The following is a 16,519-nucleotide window of genomic DNA, read 5'->3' on the forward strand; positions in this document are numbered from 1 at the left end:
CTGCACCGACACCGGCGCGTCCCCGCCCACCGCCACCGGACCGACCATGATCTGCCGGCTCTTCCGCCGCTCGGCGAGCTTGGTCGGAACGGACGGCATGCCGAGAGAAATCGCAGTCATCTGCTGTGCAACCCCAAGTCGTGGATCAAGGTCCGGTCCCGTGGACAGCGGGCTTCGGACTCCGAGATTACGGCACCGGCCGCACCCCCGGCACACCCGCTCCCGCCGGTCCACCCGGGGGGAGGCGGCCGGGGGTTGGACCTCCCCGGCCGCCCGTGAACAGCGGGTGGCCACCGGATGCGGCTACGAGATTCTGACCGGGTTGACGACGTCGGCGATGAGCACCAGCAGCGTGAAGCAGATGAAGATGCCCGCGACGACGTACGCCACCGGCATCAGCTTCGCCACGTCGAACGGACCGGGGTCCGGGCGGCGCAGCAGCCGGGCGGTGTGCCGGCGGACGGACTCCCAGACGGCGCCCGCGATGTGGCCGCCGTCGAGCGGGAGCAGCGGGAGCATGTTGAACAGGAACAGGGAGAGGTTGAAGCCGGCGACCAGCATCAGGAAGCTGGCCAGTTGCTGGGTGGGCGGGATGTCGAGGGTGAAGATCTCGCCGCCGACGCGGGCCGCGCCGACCACGCCCATCGGCGAGTCGGCCTGGCGGGGGGCGCCGTCGAAGGCCGCCGCCCACAGCGCCGGGATCTTGCCGGGCAGGCTTGCCAGGGAGTCGACGGCCTGGTCGACGTGGTCGCCCATCCAGGTCAGGGACTGGCCGAAGTCCTGGCGGACGACGCCGGTGGCGGCGCTGAAGCCGAGGAAGCCGGCGGTGACGTACTGGCCCTGGACGGGCTGGCCGCTGGAGTCCTTCTTGGCGACCTTGTTGGTGGCGATCTTCGCGTGCAGGGTCAGTTGGTGGCCCTTGCGCTCGACGACGATCGGCACCTGCTTGCCGGGGACGGCGCGGATGAGGTCGGAGAGCTGGTTCCAGCTGGTGGTGCGCACCCCGTCGAAGGAGACGATCCGGTCGCCGGGCTTGAGGCCGGCGGCGGCGGCCGGGGAGGACGGGTCGGTGTCCTTGCAGGTCTGCCGGTTCTCGCTCTGGGCGATGACGCATTGGGAGACCGAGCTGACGGTGGTGGTCTGCTGCGGGATGCCGAAGCCCATCAGGACGGTGAGGAACAGCGCCACCGCCAGGACGAGGTTCATGAAGGGGCCCGCGAACATGACGACGATCCGCTTCCACGGGGCGCGCGTGTAGAACAGGCGGGTCTCGTCGCCCGGCCGGATCTCCTCGTACGCCGCCGAGCGGGCGTCCTCGATCATGCCGCGCCAGGGCGAGGTGGAGCGGGCGGTGATCCGTCCGTCCTCGCCCGGCGGGAACATGCCGATCATGCGGATGTAGCCGCCGAGCGGGACGGCCTTGATGCCGTACTCGGTCTCGCCCTTCTTGCGGGACCACAGGGTCGGGCCGAAGCCGACCATGTACTGCGGCACGCGGATGCCGAACATCTTGGCCGTGGACAGGTGGCCCAGCTCGTGCCAGGCGATGGAGACCAGCAGACCGACCGCGAAGACGACTATGCCGAGGATCATCATCAGGGTCGTCATGCGCGCGCCTCCGCGGTCGCCGTCCGGTGCGTCAGTTCCCTCGCCCGGGCCCGCGCCCAGGTCTCCGCCTCGAGGACGTCCGGCAGGGTCAGCGGGGTTCCCGTACCCGGGGTGCCGTGCTCCTCCACCACCCGGGTGACGGTGTCGATGATCCCGGTGAAGGGCAGCAGGCCGGCGCGGAAGGCGTCGACGCACTCCTCGTTGGCCGCGTTGAACACCGCCGGGGCGGTGCCGCCGAGCCGGCCGACGTGGCGGGCCAGGTTCACCGAGGGGAACGCCTCGTTGTCGAGGGGGAGGAACTCCCAGGTGGAGGCCTTGCTCCAGTCGAAGGCGGGGGCCGCGTCGGGGACGCGCTCGGGCCAGGCCAGGCCGATGGCGATGGGCCCGCGCATGTCGGGGGGCGTCGCCTGGGCGAGGGTGGATCCGTCTATGAACTCAATCATCGAGTGGACATACGACTGCGGGTGCACGACCACCTCAATGCGGTCGAAGGGAATGTCGTACAGCAGGTGTGCCTCGATGACCTCCAGGCCCTTGTTGACGAGGGTCGCGGAGTTGATGGTGATCACCGGGCCCATCGCCCAGGTGGGGTGGGCGAGGGCGTCCTCGACGGTGACGTGGGCCAGTTCCTGCCTGGTCCGGCCGCGGAAGGGGCCGCCGGAGGCGGTGACGACCAGCTTGCGCACGTCCGCGCGGGTGCCGGCGGCGAGGGCCTGGAAGAGGGCGGCGTGTTCGGAGTCGACCGGGATGATCTGGCCCGGCTTGGCGAGCGCCTTGACCAGCGGGCCGCCGACGATGAGGGACTCCTTGTTGGCGAGCGCGAGGGTGCGGCCGGCCTCCAGGGCGGCCAGGGTCGGCGCGAGGCCGATGGAGCCGGTGATGCCGTTCAGCACGGTGTGGCAGTCGGAGGCGGCGAGCTGGGTGGCCGCCTCGGGGCCGGCGAGGATCTCCGGCAGCGGCTCGCCCGCGCCGTACTCGGCGGCGAGCGCCTCGCGCAGCGCGGGGACGGCGTCCTCGCGGGCGACGGCGACGGTCCGCACCCGCAGTCGGCGCGCCTGTTCGGCGAGGAGGCCGATCCGTCCGCCGTTGGCGGAGAGTCCGGTGACACGGAACCGGTCCGGGTGGCGCAGCACGAGGTCGATGGCCTGGGTGCCGATGGACCCGGTGGAGCCGAGGATCACCACGTCCTTCGGACCGTCCCCCGCTGCGGGGTCGAAGACGAGGTGCGGGTCGGCGAGAGGGGCTGGACTGTCGGTCATTGCTCCATTGTCGCCGCAAGCGGCCGGCCGCAGGACGGCACGTCCCTCGTGCGGGTGCACCGGGGGGCGCCCGGCGGGTGCGGGCGCCCCCGTGCCGGTCAGCGGACGGGGCGTCGTACGTTCTCCCTGCGCGCGGGGCCGGGCGAGGCGTCCGCGATCCACGGGCCGTCGCCGGAGGGGTCGAGGACGCCCTCCTCCAGCCAGGTGTAGACACCGCCGAGGACGCCCTTGACGACCTTGCGGTCGAGGTCGTCGGTGTTGGTCCACAGGCGGTCGAACAGTTCCCCGACCCGGATGCGGGCCTGGCGGCAGAAGGCGTCGGCGAGCTGGTAGGCCTCGCGGCCGTGGTCGCCGCGGGCGCGCAGCATCTCGGCGCGCACGCAGGCGGCGCTCATCGCGAACAGTTCGGCGCCGATGTCGACGATCCGGCCCAAAAAGCCCTGCTTGGTCTCCATCCGGCCCTGCCAGCGGGACATGGCGTAGAAGGTGCAGCGGGCGAGCTTGCGGGCGTGCCGTTCGACGTAGCGCAGGTGCGTCGAGAGGTCGACGTCGTGTTTGAACTCGCCGAAGGCGCCGGGGACCTGGCCCGGTCCGGCGACCAGCTTCGGCAGCCACTTGGCGTAGAAGACGCCGGCGTTGGCGCCCGCCCTCGCCTTGTCCGACAGGGACTTGCCGGGGTCGATGAGGTCACCGGCGACCGACAGGTGGGCGTCGACGGCCTCGCGGGCGATGAGCAGGTGCATGATCTCCGTGGAGCCCTCGAAGATGCGGTTGATGCGCAGGTCGCGCAGGAGCTGCTCGGCGGGTACGGCACGTTCGCCGCGGGCGGCGAGCGACTCGGCCGTCTCGAAACCGCGGCCGCCGCGGATCTGCACGAGTTCGTCGGCCATGCGCCAGGCCATCTCGGAGCCGTACAGCTTGGCCAGGGCGGCCTCGATGCGGATGTCGTTGCGGTCCTCGTCGGCCATCTGCGAGGACAGGTCGACAACGGCCTCCAGGGCGAACGCCGTCGCCGCGATGAAGCTGATCTTGGCGCCGACGGCCTCGTGCAGCGCGATGGGCCGGCCCCACTGCTCGCGCGCCGCCGACCACTCGCGGGCGATCTTCAAACACCATTTGCCGGCCCCGGCGCACATCGCGGGCAGCGACAGCCGGCCGGTGTTCAGCGTGGTCAGCGCGATCTTCAGGCCCTGGCCCTCCTCGCCGATGCGGTGGGTGGCGGGGACGCGGACGCGGTGGAAACGGGTGACGCCGTTCTCCAGGCCGCGCAGGCCCATGAAGGCGTTGCGGTTCTCCACGGTGACGCCTTCGGAGGCCGCCTCCACCACGAACGCGGTGATGCCGCCGCGGTGGCCCTCGGACTTCGGTACCCGCGCCATGACGACGAGCAGGTCGGCGACGACGCCGTTGGTGGTCCACAGTTTGACGCCGTCGAGGATGTAGTCGTCGCCGTCGGGGACGGCGGTGGTGGCCAGCCGGGCGGGGTCGGAGCCGACGTCCGGTTCGGTGAGCAGGAAGGCGGAGATGTCCGTGCGGGCGCAGCGCGGCAGGAACTCCTCCTTCTGCTCCTCGGTGCCGAACAGCTTCAGCGGCTGCGGGACGCCGATCGACTGGTGGGCGGAGAGCAGGGCGCCGACGGCGGGGCTGACGGAGCCGGCGAGGGCGAGGGCCTTGTTGTAGTAGAGCTGGGTGAGGCCGAGGCCGCCGTACTTCGTGTCGATCTTCATGCCGAAGGCGCCGAGTTCCTTCAGGCCCCGGACCACCTCGTCCGGGATGCGCGCCTCGCGCTCGATCAGCGCCGGGTCGATCTCCGTCTCGCAGAAGTCCCGCAGCTTGGCGAGGAACTCCTCGCCGCGCTGGGCCGCCTCGGCGTCCGGCAGCGGGTGAGGGTGGATCAGGTCGAGCCGGAAGCGGCCCAGGAACAGTTCCTTGGCGAAGCTGGGCTTGCGCCACTCCTGCTCCCGGGCGGCCTCCGCCACCTGGCGGGCCTCACGCTCGGTGACGAGGGGCTGGGTCGTGGATGCCGGTGCTGCGGACATGAGGGTCACCTCGCCGCCCAATAGGGGATCTTGGGATCCCAAACAGGGATCTTGGGGTCGAACCGTTACCGACCGGTGCTACTGGATCGTTGGTACCCGATTCGGGCCGACCCCACCACCCCTCGCGCACGGGCGCACCGGTCCTTCCACCGGTCCCGGTCCGGGCTGACGGCGCGTCAGTGTGCGCCGGGGCGGGGCCGGAGCAGGGCCGGGCGGGGTGCGGCCGGGACGGCGCGGGGGCGCTCCCGGCGGGGCGGGGCGGTACGGCCGTAAGGGTGACGCCGACGCGCGGGCATCCTTCCGGCGCCACCCTTCCGACGCCGTCCTCCCGGCACCGTCCTCCCGGCGCCGTCCTCCCGGCGCCGTCCTCCCGGCGCCGTCCTCCCGGCGCCGCCGTGCCGGCGAGGGGCGTGGGCCGTCGCGTGGCGGCGCGGTCCTCGGTGTTGCGTCGACGGCCCGCTCCGGGGGAACGTTCCTCTGCGCGCCCGGGGAGTCGCGGGCAGCGGGGCCGCGAAGAAAAATCGTCGAAGCGCTTCGACGACCCATGGACACCCACTCCGGGTGAAGCTACTGTCGAACCCCCCTCACGCGCCCTGTCAACCGCGCGCACCGTCGAAGCGCTTCACCAGCTTGGAGAGCCGGATGGTCACCCTCGCCGAGGTCGCCCGGCACGCCGGAGTCTCGGCGAGCACGGTGAGCTATGTCCTCAGCGGCAAGCGGTCCATCTCCGCCGGCACCCGGCAGCGGGTCGAGCAGAGCATCCGGGAGCTCGGCTACCACCCCAACGCCGGCGCCCGGGCGCTGGCCGGCAGCAGGTCGAACATCATCGCGCTGATGGTCCCCCTGCGCACCGACATGTACGTGCCGGTGATGATGGAGATCGCCATCGCCGTGGCGACCACCGCCCGCACCCACGGCTACGACGTGCTGCTGCTCACCGGCGAGGAGGGCCCCGACGCGGTGCGCCGGGTCACCGGCAGCGGGCTGGCCGACGCGATGATCCTGATGGACGTCGAGCTGGAGGACGAGCGGCTGCCCCTGCTGCGGCAGACCGGCCGGCCGTCCGTCCTCATCGGCCTGCCCGCCGACACCACCGGCCTGACCTGCGTCGACCTCGACTTCACGGCGGCCGGCGCGCTGTGCGTGGAGCACCTCGCGGCCCTCGGCCACCGTGACATCGCCGTCATCGGCGAGGCCCCCGCGGTCTACGAGCGGCACACCGGCTTCGCCGAGCGCACCCTGGACGGCCTGCGCACCCGCGCCCGCGAGCTGGGCGTACGGCTGCTGCACCGGCCGTGCGAGGGCGGGTACGACGCGATGGCCGCGACCCTGGCCCGCGTCTTCGACGAGCGCCCGGCCACCACCGGGTTCGTGGTGCAGAACGAGTCGGCGATCGAGCCGCTGCTCGCCCTGCTGCGCCGGCAGGGCCGGGCCGTGCCCGAGGACGTGTCGGTGGTCGCCGTCTGCCCCGAGCAGGTCGCCACCCAGGCCTCGGTGCGGCTCACGGCCGTCTCCATCCCCGCCCGGCAGATGGGCCGGTACGCCGTCGAGCACCTGGTCGCCAAGCTCGACGGCCGCGGCACCGACGAGGTCGTGCTGATCGCGCCCGAGCTGACGCGGCGCGCCAGCTCCGGCCCGGCGGCGACCCGGACGCCCCCGCCTACCGGGAAGTCCTGATCCGCTGGTTCCAGTTCGGCGCGCTGTCGCCGCTGATGCGGCTGCACGGCTTCCGCGAGCCGGGCATGCCGCTCGGCCCGGAGATGACCGGCGGCCCCAACGAGGTGTGGTCCTACGGCGAGGAGGCGTACCGGGTGCCGGCGCGGTACCTGCGACTGCGCGAGCACCTCAAGCCGTACGTCCTGGACGTGATGCGGCAGGCGCACGAGGAGGGGCTGCCGGTGATGCGCCCGCTGTTCCTGGAGTTCCCGGGCGACCAGGCCGCCTGGACGGTCGACGACGCCCACCTGTTCGGGCCCGGCCTGCTGGTCGCGCCGGTGCTCACCGCGGGCGCCACGGCCCGCACCGCGTACCTGCCTGCGGGGGCGCGGTGGACGGACGCGTGGACGGGGGCGGTGTACGAGGGCGGTGCGACGGTGACGGTGGACGCGCCGCTGGACCGCATCCCGCTGTTCCTGCGCGACGACGCGCGGCTGCCGGTCGCGGAGTGAGGACGGCGCGGTGAGAACGGCGGCCGGCCCCTGCGCCGCGCACCGCCGCGTCACCCTCGCCCCCGGCGAGCGGGCCGGGCTGTCCCTGGACGGCGGCCCGGTGCCGGCGGTGCCCGCACCGGACGCGCCCACCTCGGGGCCGTACGACTGCACCACGCTCGGCGCGGACCTGGCCGTCGAGGGCGTGCACGACGTGCGGATCACTCTGCGCGGCCCGCTGCGGCCCGCTGCGGCCCGCTGCGGCTGCGCACGTCGGCTTCTCCGGTTCTCCGGTTGAGGGTCCGGACGCGGGCCGACGGGGAGATGAGGGGGCCCGGCACCGGTGGGCAACGGTGCCGGGCCCCTTCATGGGCGCGGGTTCAGAGCTGGATGCCGGTGAGCACCAGGACCCGCTCGTAGGTGTAGTCCTCCATCGCGGACCGCACGCCCTCCCGGCCGACGCCGGACTGCTTGACGCCGCCGTAGGGCATCTGGTCGGCGCGGTAGGACGGGACGTCGCCGATGACGACGCCGCCGACCTCCAGGGCGCGGTGGGCGCGGAAGGCGGTCTGCAGGTCGTGGGTGAACACGCCCGCCTGCAGGCCGTACTTGGAGTCGTTGACGGCGGCGAAGGCCTCGGCCTCGCCGGTCACCTTCTGCACGGTCAGCACCGGGCCGAAGACCTCCTCGCAGGAGATCGTCACGTCGGCCGGCACGTCGGCGAGCACGGTGGGCGCGTAGGAGGCGCCGTCGCGCTTGCCGCCGGTGAGCAGGGTGGCGCCGGCGTCCACCGCCTCCTGGACCCAGGACTCCACGCGCTTGGCGGCGTCCTCGCTGATCAGCGGGCCCACGTCGGTGGCGTCGTCGTTCGGGTCGCCGGTGACCTGGGCCTCGACGGCGGCCACGATGCGCGGCACGAGCCGGTCGTAGACGGCGGCGTCGGCGATGACCCGCTGGACGGAGATGCAGGACTGGCCGCCCTGGTAGTTGGAGAAGGTGGCGATGCGCTGCGCCGCCCAGTCCAGGTCCTCCTCGCTCGCCCAGTCGGCCAGCACGACCGCGGCGCCGTTGCCGCCCAGCTCCAGCGTGCAGTGCTTGCGCGGCACCGAGTCCATGATGGCGTAGCCGACCTTCTCGGAGCCGGTGAAGGAGATGACCGGCAGCCGCTCGTCCTGGACCAGGGCGGGCATGCGGTCGTTGGGCACCGGCAGGATGCTCCAGGAGCCGGCGGGCAGGTCGGTCTCGGCGAGCAGTTCGCCGAGGACCAGGCCGGAGAGCGGGGTGGCGGGCGCCGGCTTGAGGATGATGGGCGCGCCGGCCGCGATCGCCGGGGCGACCTTGTGGGCGCACAGGTTCAGCGGGAAGTTGAACGGCGCGATGCCGAGTACGACGCCCTTGGGGAAGCGGCGGACGAGGGCGAGCCGGCCCTGGCCGCCGGCGTCGGTGTCCAGCCGCTGCCCCTCGCCGCCGTTGAACCGCCGCGCCTCCTCGGCCGCGAGGCGGAACACGGAGACCGCGCGGCCGACCTCGCCGCGCGCCCACTTGATCGGCTTGCCGTTCTCGGCGGAGATCAGGCGGGCGATCTCCTCGGCGCGCTCGGCCAGGCGCCGGCTGACGTGGTCGAGGGCGGCGGCGCGCACGTGCGCCGGGGTGGCGGCGAACTCGTCCCGCACGGCGTACGCGGCGGCCACGGCCTCCTCGACCTGGGCCTCGGTGGGCACGCTCACGGCGGCAACGACCCGGCCGTCCCACGGGGAGGTGACGTCGAAGGTGTCCTCGCCGGTGGCCTGGCGGCCGGCGAGCCAGAAGGCGTGGGTGGCGGCCACAGAGTTCTCGGGCATGTGCGAGTCCCGGCCCTTCCGCGTTGAGGTGTGTTGCTGGCTTGTTCCAGCTCCACGGTAGGGCGGCCCGGGCCCGTCGGCGCTTGTCCGAGTCGTAGCAGTGACCGCGGGGGATGCGCCGGTTTGTAGAGGCGGCAGCAGGGACTGATGAATCGGAGGGTGGGGGAAACAAGTCGGCCGCCTCGGAACCGGGGGGTGGTTCCGAGGCGGCCGGACAGACCGGAACGTCGCGCGCCCCGGGGGGTCTGGGGCGGGCGACCGTCCGATCGTGCGGAGAATCCGGAGCCGGAGCCCCGGTTGTGTGCGCGAGGCACGACCAGGTCGAAGCTGGGGAGGCCCCGGCCTGACCGCCCGCAGTCCCCTGCGGGCGGGTGTATCTCTCATCTGGAGATGAACCTACGCCAGGGGATGCGCCCGCGACAGCCGCTGCGGCCTCCCGCCATCCACCTCGCACACGTTCTTCACACGGCCCGACGTTCGGCCTCGTCAGGCGTGCGACGGCCGGCTCAGATGCGCGTGAACGCCTGCTCGACGACGTCCAGGCCCTCGTTGAGAAGGTCCTCGCCGATGACGAGCGGCGGCAGGAAGCGCACCACGTTGCCGTAGGTGCCGCAGGTCAGGACCAGCACGCCCTCCTGGTGGCAGGCCTTGGCGAGGGCGGCGGTGGTCTGCGGGTCCGGCTCCTTCGTCGTCCGGTCCTTGACGAGCTCGATGGCGATCATCGCGCCGCGGCCGCGGACGTCGCCGATGACCTCGAACTTCTCGGCCATGGCCGTCAGCCGGGCCTTCATGATCTCCCCGATCCGCCGGGCCTTCGCGTTGAGGTCGAGCTCCTTCATGGTCTCGATCGCGCCGAGCGCGGCCGCGCAGGCCACCGGGTTGCCGCCGTAGGTGCCGCCGAGGCCGCCCGCGTGCGCGGCGTCCATGATCTCGGCGCGGCCGGTCACGGCGGCCAGCGGCAGGCCGCCGGCGATGCCCTTGGCGGTGGTGATCAGGTCCGGGACGATGCCCTCGTCCTCGCAGGCGAACCACTGGCCGGTGCGGCAGAAGCCGGACTGGATCTCGTCGGCGACGAAGACGATGCCGTGGTCGGCGGCGAACTGGCGGATCGCCGGCAGGAAGCCCTTGGCCGGCTCGATGAAGCCGCCCTCGCCGAGGACCGGCTCGATGATGATCGCGGCCACGTTCTCCGGGCCGACCTGCTTGGTGATCTGGTCGATGGCCTGCCGGGCGGCCTCGGGACCGCAGTTGTCCGGGCCGGTCGGCCAGCGGTAGGCGTAGGCGACCGGGACGCGGTAGACCTCGGGCGCGAACGGGCCGAAGCCGTGCTTGTACGGCATGTTCTTCGCCGTGAGCGCCATGGTGAGGTTGGTGCGGCCGTGGTAGCCGTGGTCGAAGACGACGACCGCCTGCCGCTTGGTGTGGGCGCGGGCGATCTTCACGGCGTTCTCGACGGCCTCGGCGCCGGAGTTGAACAGCGCGGACTTCTTCGGGTGGTCGCCCGGGGTCAGCTCGGCCAGCGCCTCGGCGACGGCGACGTAGCCCTCGTACGGCGTGACCATGAAACAGGTGTGGGTGAAGTCGGCGAGCTGGGCGGTCGCCCGGCGTACGACGGCCTCGGCGGAGGCGCCGACCGACGTGACGGCGATGCCGGAGCCGAAGTCGATCAGACGGTTGCCGTCGACGTCCTCGATGATGCCGCCGCCCGCGCGGGCGGTGAACACGGGCAGGACCGAGCCCACGCCCTGCGCGACCGCGGCGGTGCGACGGGCCTGAAGCTCCTGCGACTTGGGGCCGGGGATGGCGGTGGCGACGCGGCGCTCCTGCGGAACTGCGGTCATGCGGGGCTCCTGGAGTGTTGCAGAGGGTGTTACGGACACTTTCCTTCTTTTCCCGCAGGCTAGGCCGGGCGGCCGGAGGTGGGCATGCTCCATGTGGGCGCCTTCGCCGGACGCGATTGTCCGCGGTGGACAGGGCGATGCGGTGACACCTCGGCGCGGCCCGGGCCGCGCCATCGGTGAACTCCCCAGGCGTGGGCGTTAGATTGGCTCGCTGATGGGTGTCGGAACGGCTGCTCAGGGGGCAGGCTCGATGGACAGCGACGGGACGCGGGACGCCCGTGGGACGCACGCGAACCCGGTGCCGCGTCCGGCGGCGCCGCCGGAACGGCCCGCGGTGCCCCCGAAGCCGGCCACGGCCCCCGGGGCGCCGCCACGGCCGGACGGCTCCGCCTTCCTGACCTGGCTGCGCACCCCGCGGCCGCCGGCGGCGCCCGGGGTGTGGCGCTTCGGCCACCGGCCGCGGCCGCAGGAGGAACCGGAGCGGATCCCGGCGCGGCAGCTGCTCGGCGGCGCGCTGATCTCCTTCCTGGTGGGCTGGCTGGTCTGGTCGCTGCTGTGGAACGGCTACCTGGGCGGCTGGTGGCTGCTGCCGCTGTACGCGATGATCCCCCGCTCCTGGGCCGCCCCCCACACCTTCGCCGCGGTCGTGGTCGTCTACGCCTACTACCTGCTGATCGCGCTGGTCATCATGGTCGCCGTGGCCCGGCTGGGCCGCTGGGGCGAGGTGTGGCGGCGCTACGGACCGCCCGCCTGGAGCCGCACCGCCCCCGCGCCGGAGCGGCCGCCGGCGCCGGAGCACGACCCGGCCGAATGGCCCGCGCTGCGCGCCGCCGGCGCCCACGAGGCCGCCGAGCGGCTGGCCGCCGAGGCGCGGGCCGGGCTGATGCGGGACGTCGACCACGCGCGGCTCACCCGCGCCTGGCAGGGCGTGCGCGACGGCACGCACAGCCTGGCCGCCTTCACCGGCGCCGTGCTGCGCGACGGCGCCGCCGCCTGCCTGCACCCCTCCGGCGCCCGCGACCTGCCCGCCCGGCACGTCCCGCACGACCTGCTCACCGGCCAGGTGCGGCTCGGCACCACCGCCGACGACCCGCGCAACCCCTACCCCTACCGCGGCACCGGCCTCGCCCTCGGCCCCGAACTGCTGGGCACCTCCCTGCTCGCCGTCGGCCCGGCCGGCTCCGGCAAGACCGGCAGCGTGGTGCGCCCGCTGGCCGAGTCGCTGTGCCTGCAGGCGCTGGCCGGGCGGGCGTGTGTGGTCGTGGTCGGCGCGGCGGGCGCGGGGCTCGGCCCGGCGGACGCCTACGACGTCGTCGTCCGCATCGGCAACCCGGACTCCGAGTACGACCTCGACCTGTACGGCGGCACCACCGACCCCGACGAGGCCGCCGCCGTCCTGGCCGAGGCCCTCGTCGGCGACCTCGCCGACCCGCACCCGGGCAGCGACAGCCGCCGCTCCACCACGGTGCTCGCCCAACTGCTCGGCCCGTTCCGCGCGGTGCACGGCCGCTTCCCCTCCGTACCGGAGCTGCGGCAGCTGCTGGACGGGGCGCCGGGGCCGCTGGCCGCGCTGCGCGAGGCGCTGCACCAGGCCGGGCAGGAGTCGCTGCTGCGGGAACTGGACGCGCGGCAGCGGCAGCTCGGGCACCCCGGTGACGTGGCGGCGGTGCTCGCGGACCGGGTGGCGCTGCTGGACCGGCCCGCGTTCGCGTCCTTCTTCGACACCTCGGGGCGCTCGCGGCCGTTCTCGCTGCGGGCCCTGGACCATCCGGTGCGGGTGCGGGTCGACCTGCCCGAGCGGGGCCACGCGGACGCCTCGCGCATCCTGGCGCGGCTGGTGCTCGCCCAGTTCGCCGCGAGTGTCGCGGTGCGCGAGGACCGGTCGCTGTTCGCCTGCCTGATCCTCGACGACGCCACCGGCGTGGTCACCCCGGAGGCGGTGCGCGCCGTCCAGCGCCTGCGCTCCGCCAACGCCGGCGTGGTCCTCACCCTGCGCACCCTGGACGACGTGCCGCGCCCGCTGCGCGGGCCGCTGCTGGGCGCCACCGGCTGCCGGATGGCGCTGTCCGGGCTCACCCCGTGGGACGGGCAGGACTTCGCCGAGGTGTGGGGCAAGGAGTGGACCGAGACCCGGGACGTCACCGACCGGCAGATCATCGCCGAGACCCCGGCCGGCAAGGCCGTGCACATGCTGCGCCGGGTGATCACCGGCAAGGCGCCCACCGCGCGGGCGGTGACCGTGCGGCAGGTCGAGCGGGAGCGCTGGTCGGCCTCCGAGCTGGCGCACGCCGTGCCGCCGGGGCACGCGGTGCTGTCGCTGACCGACGTCAGGGGCGAGCACGCGCCGCCGCTGCTGGTGGACCTGCGGGGCTGAAGTCCGCGACGGGGCGCGCGGCGACCATACAGTGAGGCAGAATCATCACAGGTCGTTCATACACGACGGCCAAAAGATCACCGGTTCTGCATCGCGACCACACCGACCGCACAGACCGCACAGACGGACAACCGACGGACACCGACGGACACCGACGGACACCGACGGACACCGACCGACACCGACCTGAAGGCCCCATGCCCCCGACGCTCGCCTCGCTCGTCCACCACTCGGCGCTCAAGCTGACCGTGCGGGCGGGCGCGGACCGCCTGGACGTGCCCGTGCGCTGGGCGCACGTCAGCGAGCTCGCCGACCCGGTGCCGTACATGGAGGGCGGCGAGCTGCTGCTCATCACCGCGCTCAAACTGGACGCAGAGGACCCCGAGGCCATGCGCCGCTACGTCCGGCGGCTGGTGGAGGCGGGCGTGGTCGGACTGGGCTTCGCCGTGGGCGTCAACTACGACGAGATCCCCAAGGCCCTCGTCGACGCGGCCGAGCAGGAGGGGCTGCCGCTGCTGGAGGTGCCGCGCCGCACCCCGTTCCTCGCCATCACCAAGGCCGTCTCCGCCGCGCTCGCCGCCGACCAGTACCGGGCGGTGACGGCCGGCTTCGCCGCGCAGCGCGAACTGACCCGGCAGGCACTGACCGCCGGCCCCGAGGGGCTCCTGGCGGCGCTGGCCGGACAGGTCGACGGGTGGGCGGCGCTCTACGACGCCTCAGGCGCCGTCGTGGCGTGCGCGCCGGAGTGGGCGGGCCGCCGGGCCGCCCGGCTCACCGCCGACGTCGAACGGCTGCGCGACCGGCCCGCGCCGGCGTCGTCCGTGGTCGACGGCCCCGGCCACGACGACCGCGTCGAACTGCACACCCTGGGCACCGGGCGGCGCCCCCGGGCGGTCCTCGCCGTCGGTACGGCCGCCACCCTGGGCACCGCCGAACGCTACGCCCTGCACTCCGCCATCGCGCTGCTCACGCTCACCACGGAGCGCTCCCGCTCCCTGCACGCGGCCGAGCAGCGCCTCGGCGCGGCCGTGCTGCGCATGCTGCTCGCCGGGGAGCCCGACCATGCCCGCACCGTCGCCGGGGAGCTGTACGGCGGCCTGCTGGACGCGCCGTTCCGGGTCGTCGTCGCCGAGCCGGCCGCCGCTTCCACCGCCCGGCTGCCCACCGACGCGCCCGCGCCCGCGGCCCCGGCCAGGCCGTCGGCCGCCGCGCTGGCCGCCGCCGACGCGGGCGACGACGTGCTGGGCGGGCTCGCCGAGACGGTGGAGGCCGCCGCCGCCCGTGCCGGGGAGGCGGTCCTGGTCGTCCCCGACGGGCAGCGGCTGGTGGTGCTGGCCGCCGACGGGGGTGCCGCGGCCGCCGCGTGCACGCAGTACGCGGCGGCGATCGAGGCGGCCCGTGCCGCCCGCACCGCCCACCGGCGTGCGGCCGCGGGCGAGCCGGCCGACCTCGTCGTCGGCATGTCCGCACCGGCCGGGCCGATCGCCGCGGCCGCCGCCTACCGGCAGGCCGAGCAGGCCCTGTCGGTGGCGCGGCGCCGCGGCCGGGTGCTGGTCGAGCACGAGCAGCTCGCCGCGGGCTCGGTGCTGCCCCTGCTCGCCGACGACGCCGTGCGCGCCTTCGCCGACGGCCTGCTGCGCCCCTTGCAGGAGCACGACGCCACCGGCCGCGGCGACCTCCTGGCCTCCCTGCGCGCCTGGCTGTCCCGGCACGGCCAGTGGGACGCCGCGGCCGCCGAACTCGGCGTGCACCGGCACACCCTGCGCTACCGGATGCGCCGCGTCGAGGAGATCCTCGGCCGGTCCCTGGACGACCCGGACGTGCGGATGGAGCTGTGGCTGGCCCTGAAGGCGACGTCCACGGAGTAGGCACGGGGCGGCGGGCAGGGAACGGCCCGGCGGCTGAAGGAGCGGCCGGCGGACGAAGGGCGGGGCCGCGGACAGAGGGTGGGGGCCGACGGGCGGAAGGCGGGCCCGGCGGCTGAAGGGGCGGGCCCGGGGCGGAGGGCGGGGCGGCGGACGATGGGCGGGGCCCGGGGCTGAGAAGCTGGTCGGCGTGCCGACCCAGCGAGATCCGCAGCCGCTTCCCCGGCGGCTCCCCCCGTTGTCCCCGTTGCCCCCGTTGTCCCTGTCGTCCCTGCTCCCGCTCCTCCTGCCCGCGCTGCTCTTCGCCCTGATCACCTGGCAGGTGGCCGGTCACGGCCCGCTGCTGGCCGAGGACGCCCGCCTCAGCCGGGCGCTCGTCCACCCCGACCGCGTCTCGCAGGTCCTCTCCGACCTCGGGAGCGCGCCGGTGGCCGTGCCGGTCCTGGCCGTCGTGCTGGCGTACGTCGCCCGGCACGGCCGCGGCTCGGGCGCCCGCGGCTGGTGGCGGCCGCCCGTCGCGGCGGCGCTGGCGATGGTGCTGGTGCCGGTGCTGGTCCTCCCCCTCAAGGAGCTCACCGCCCGCCCCGGCACCCCGGTGATGCCGCCCGGCACCGGCTACTACCCCTCCGGGCACACGGCCACGGCCGCCGTCGCCTACGGGGCCGCGGTCCTGCTCCTCCTTCCCCGGCTGCGCTCGCCGCACGCCCGGCGCCTGCTGGTCGCCGCCTGCGCCGCCGTCAACCTCGGCGTGGGTTTCGGACTGGTCCGGCACGGCTACCACTGGCCCCTGGACGTGCTGGCGAGCTGGTGCCTGTGCGCGGTGCTGCTGCACGCGCTGCGGCTGGTGCTGGCGCTGCCGCGGCCGTCGTCCGGCGGCCGGTCCCCCGCGTGACCGGCCTCCGCCGTCCTATTCCTCCTGCCCCGCGCCCTCCGCCGTGCCCTCCCCCGTGGCGAGTTCCGCCGCCGCCTCATGCAGGGCCAGTTCCAGCAGCGCCGGGTCGGTGAGGGTGCCGGAGCCGTCCGGCGGGACCAGCCAGCGGACGGCTCCGGCGGTGCGGCCGGGATGCGGCACGACGATCCAGGCGCCCAGCCCGACGGTGCGGATGCCGGTGCCCAGCCAGTGCGCGGCGGTGCCCGGCGGGACGAGGAAGCCCGTGCGGGCGTCGCCGAAGCCGGCCAGCACCGGGCCCGGCCGGTCCAGGACGCGGGTGAGGACGTCGAGCGTCGGACGGCCGAGCCGGGCCGGCAGGATCAGCACGTCCCAGGCCCGGCCGGCGGGCAGCAGCGCCGGCCCGAAAGGGTTGCGCTCCCACTCCCGGCGGCACGCCTCGGGGTCGGGTGCGACGGACGCCAGCCAGGCGACCGCCGTCTTCGGCCCTGTCATGGCGGAAGACCTCTCTTTCGCTCCGTTGGGCGCTCGGTTGCGCCTGCCGGACGCGATCACGTCCGGCACGGAGAGAAAGAGAGATCTCCCGGGAGGCGTTACGCGGGTTTCCGTGCCCCTTTGGAGTGAAGCCCCTTTGGAGTGAAACGGGGCACACCCCG

The 16,519-nt window shown here is 74.3% G+C and carries 11 protein-coding genes and 2 pseudogenes; 6 read left to right on the forward strand and 7 right to left on the reverse strand.

Features of this window, described 5'->3' with window-relative positions:
- From IE225_RS23000 to IE225_RS23015, 4 genes and pseudogenes are all read right to left on the reverse strand, one after another.
- Positions 1-120: pseudogene (locus tag IE225_RS23000) on the reverse strand (flavodoxin-dependent (E)-4-hydroxy-3-methylbut-2-enyl-diphosphate synthase); the annotation flags it as partial.
- A gap of 183 nt (positions 121-303) precedes the next feature.
- Positions 304-1,608 (reverse strand): M50 family metallopeptidase, encoded by a 1,305-nt coding sequence (locus IE225_RS23005; RefSeq protein WP_506004986.1) that lies wholly within the window; start codon positions 1,606-1,608, stop codon positions 304-306.
- Positions 1,605-2,867, reverse strand: a complete 1,263-nt coding sequence (gene dxr / locus IE225_RS23010; RefSeq protein WP_190059502.1) for a 1-deoxy-D-xylulose-5-phosphate reductoisomerase — start codon at positions 2,865-2,867, stop codon at positions 1,605-1,607. Before dxr ends, IE225_RS23005 begins: the two co-directional genes overlap by 4 nt.
- A 98-nt stretch (positions 2,868-2,965) precedes the next feature.
- The gene (locus IE225_RS23015) at positions 2,966-4,906 is read right to left on the reverse strand and encodes an acyl-CoA dehydrogenase family protein (protein WP_190059503.1); all 1,941 of its coding nucleotides are present in this window, start codon (positions 4,904-4,906) and stop codon (positions 2,966-2,968) included.
- 642 nt (positions 4,907-5,548) lie between these two features.
- Here IE225_RS23015 and IE225_RS23020 point away from each other — a divergent pair.
- From IE225_RS23020 to IE225_RS23030, 3 genes and pseudogenes are all read left to right on the forward strand, one after another.
- A complete protein-coding gene (locus IE225_RS23020) occupies positions 5,549-6,583 on the forward strand; it encodes a LacI family DNA-binding transcriptional regulator (RefSeq protein WP_190059504.1) in 1,035 nt (344 codons plus the stop codon).
- Positions 6,544-7,074: pseudogene (locus tag IE225_RS23025) on the forward strand (glycoside hydrolase family 31 family protein); the annotation flags it as partial. The gene IE225_RS23020 and the pseudogene IE225_RS23025, both read left to right, overlap by 40 nt.
- Positions 7,075-7,084: 10 nt before the next feature.
- Positions 7,085-7,351 carry a hypothetical protein gene (locus tag IE225_RS23030; protein ID WP_373303261.1) on the forward strand — a complete coding sequence of 89 codons (267 nt, stop codon included), beginning with the start codon at positions 7,085-7,087 and terminating at the stop codon, positions 7,349-7,351.
- Positions 7,352-7,433: 82 nt separating this feature from the next.
- On the opposite strand, the gene IE225_RS23035 is transcribed toward IE225_RS23030, so the two are convergent.
- Entirely contained in the window at positions 7,434-8,879 is a 1,446-nt protein-coding gene (locus tag IE225_RS23035) for an aldehyde dehydrogenase family protein (protein ID WP_190059597.1), read from the reverse strand.
- Between the two features lie 521 nt (positions 8,880-9,400).
- Positions 9,401-10,735 (reverse strand): 4-aminobutyrate--2-oxoglutarate transaminase, encoded by a 1,335-nt coding sequence (gene gabT, locus IE225_RS23040; protein WP_190059505.1) that lies wholly within the window; start codon positions 10,733-10,735, stop codon positions 9,401-9,403.
- Between the two features lie 250 nt (positions 10,736-10,985).
- Between gabT and IE225_RS23045 the strand changes: the two genes are divergently transcribed.
- The 3 genes from IE225_RS23045 (at position 10,986) to IE225_RS23055 (ending at position 15,866) form a co-directional block, all read left to right on the forward strand.
- A complete protein-coding gene (locus IE225_RS23045; protein WP_190059506.1) occupies positions 10,986-13,109 on the forward strand; it encodes an ATP-binding protein in 2,124 nt (707 codons plus the stop codon).
- A gap of 197 nt (positions 13,110-13,306) precedes the next feature.
- Positions 13,307-14,977 carry a PucR family transcriptional regulator gene (locus IE225_RS23050; RefSeq protein ID WP_190059507.1) on the forward strand — a complete coding sequence of 557 codons (1,671 nt, stop codon included), beginning with the start codon at positions 13,307-13,309 and terminating at the stop codon, positions 14,975-14,977.
- 253 nt (positions 14,978-15,230) lie between these two features.
- On the forward strand, positions 15,231-15,866 hold the full coding sequence (locus tag IE225_RS23055; protein WP_308432545.1) for a phosphatase PAP2 family protein: 636 nt from the start codon (positions 15,231-15,233) through the stop codon (positions 15,864-15,866).
- Between the two features lie 15 nt (positions 15,867-15,881).
- On the opposite strand, the gene IE225_RS23060 is transcribed toward IE225_RS23055, so the two are convergent.
- Positions 15,882-16,358: a hypothetical protein gene (locus tag IE225_RS23060; RefSeq protein WP_190059509.1), complete on the reverse strand. Its 477-nt coding sequence runs from the start codon at positions 16,356-16,358 to the stop codon at positions 15,882-15,884.
- Positions 16,359-16,519: the final 161 nt, after the last annotated feature.

The sequence above is a fragment of the Streptomyces echinoruber genome (genome assembly GCF_014651135.1).
In the GTDB taxonomy this organism is placed as follows: domain Bacteria; phylum Actinomycetota; class Actinomycetes; order Streptomycetales; family Streptomycetaceae; genus Streptomyces; species Streptomyces echinoruber.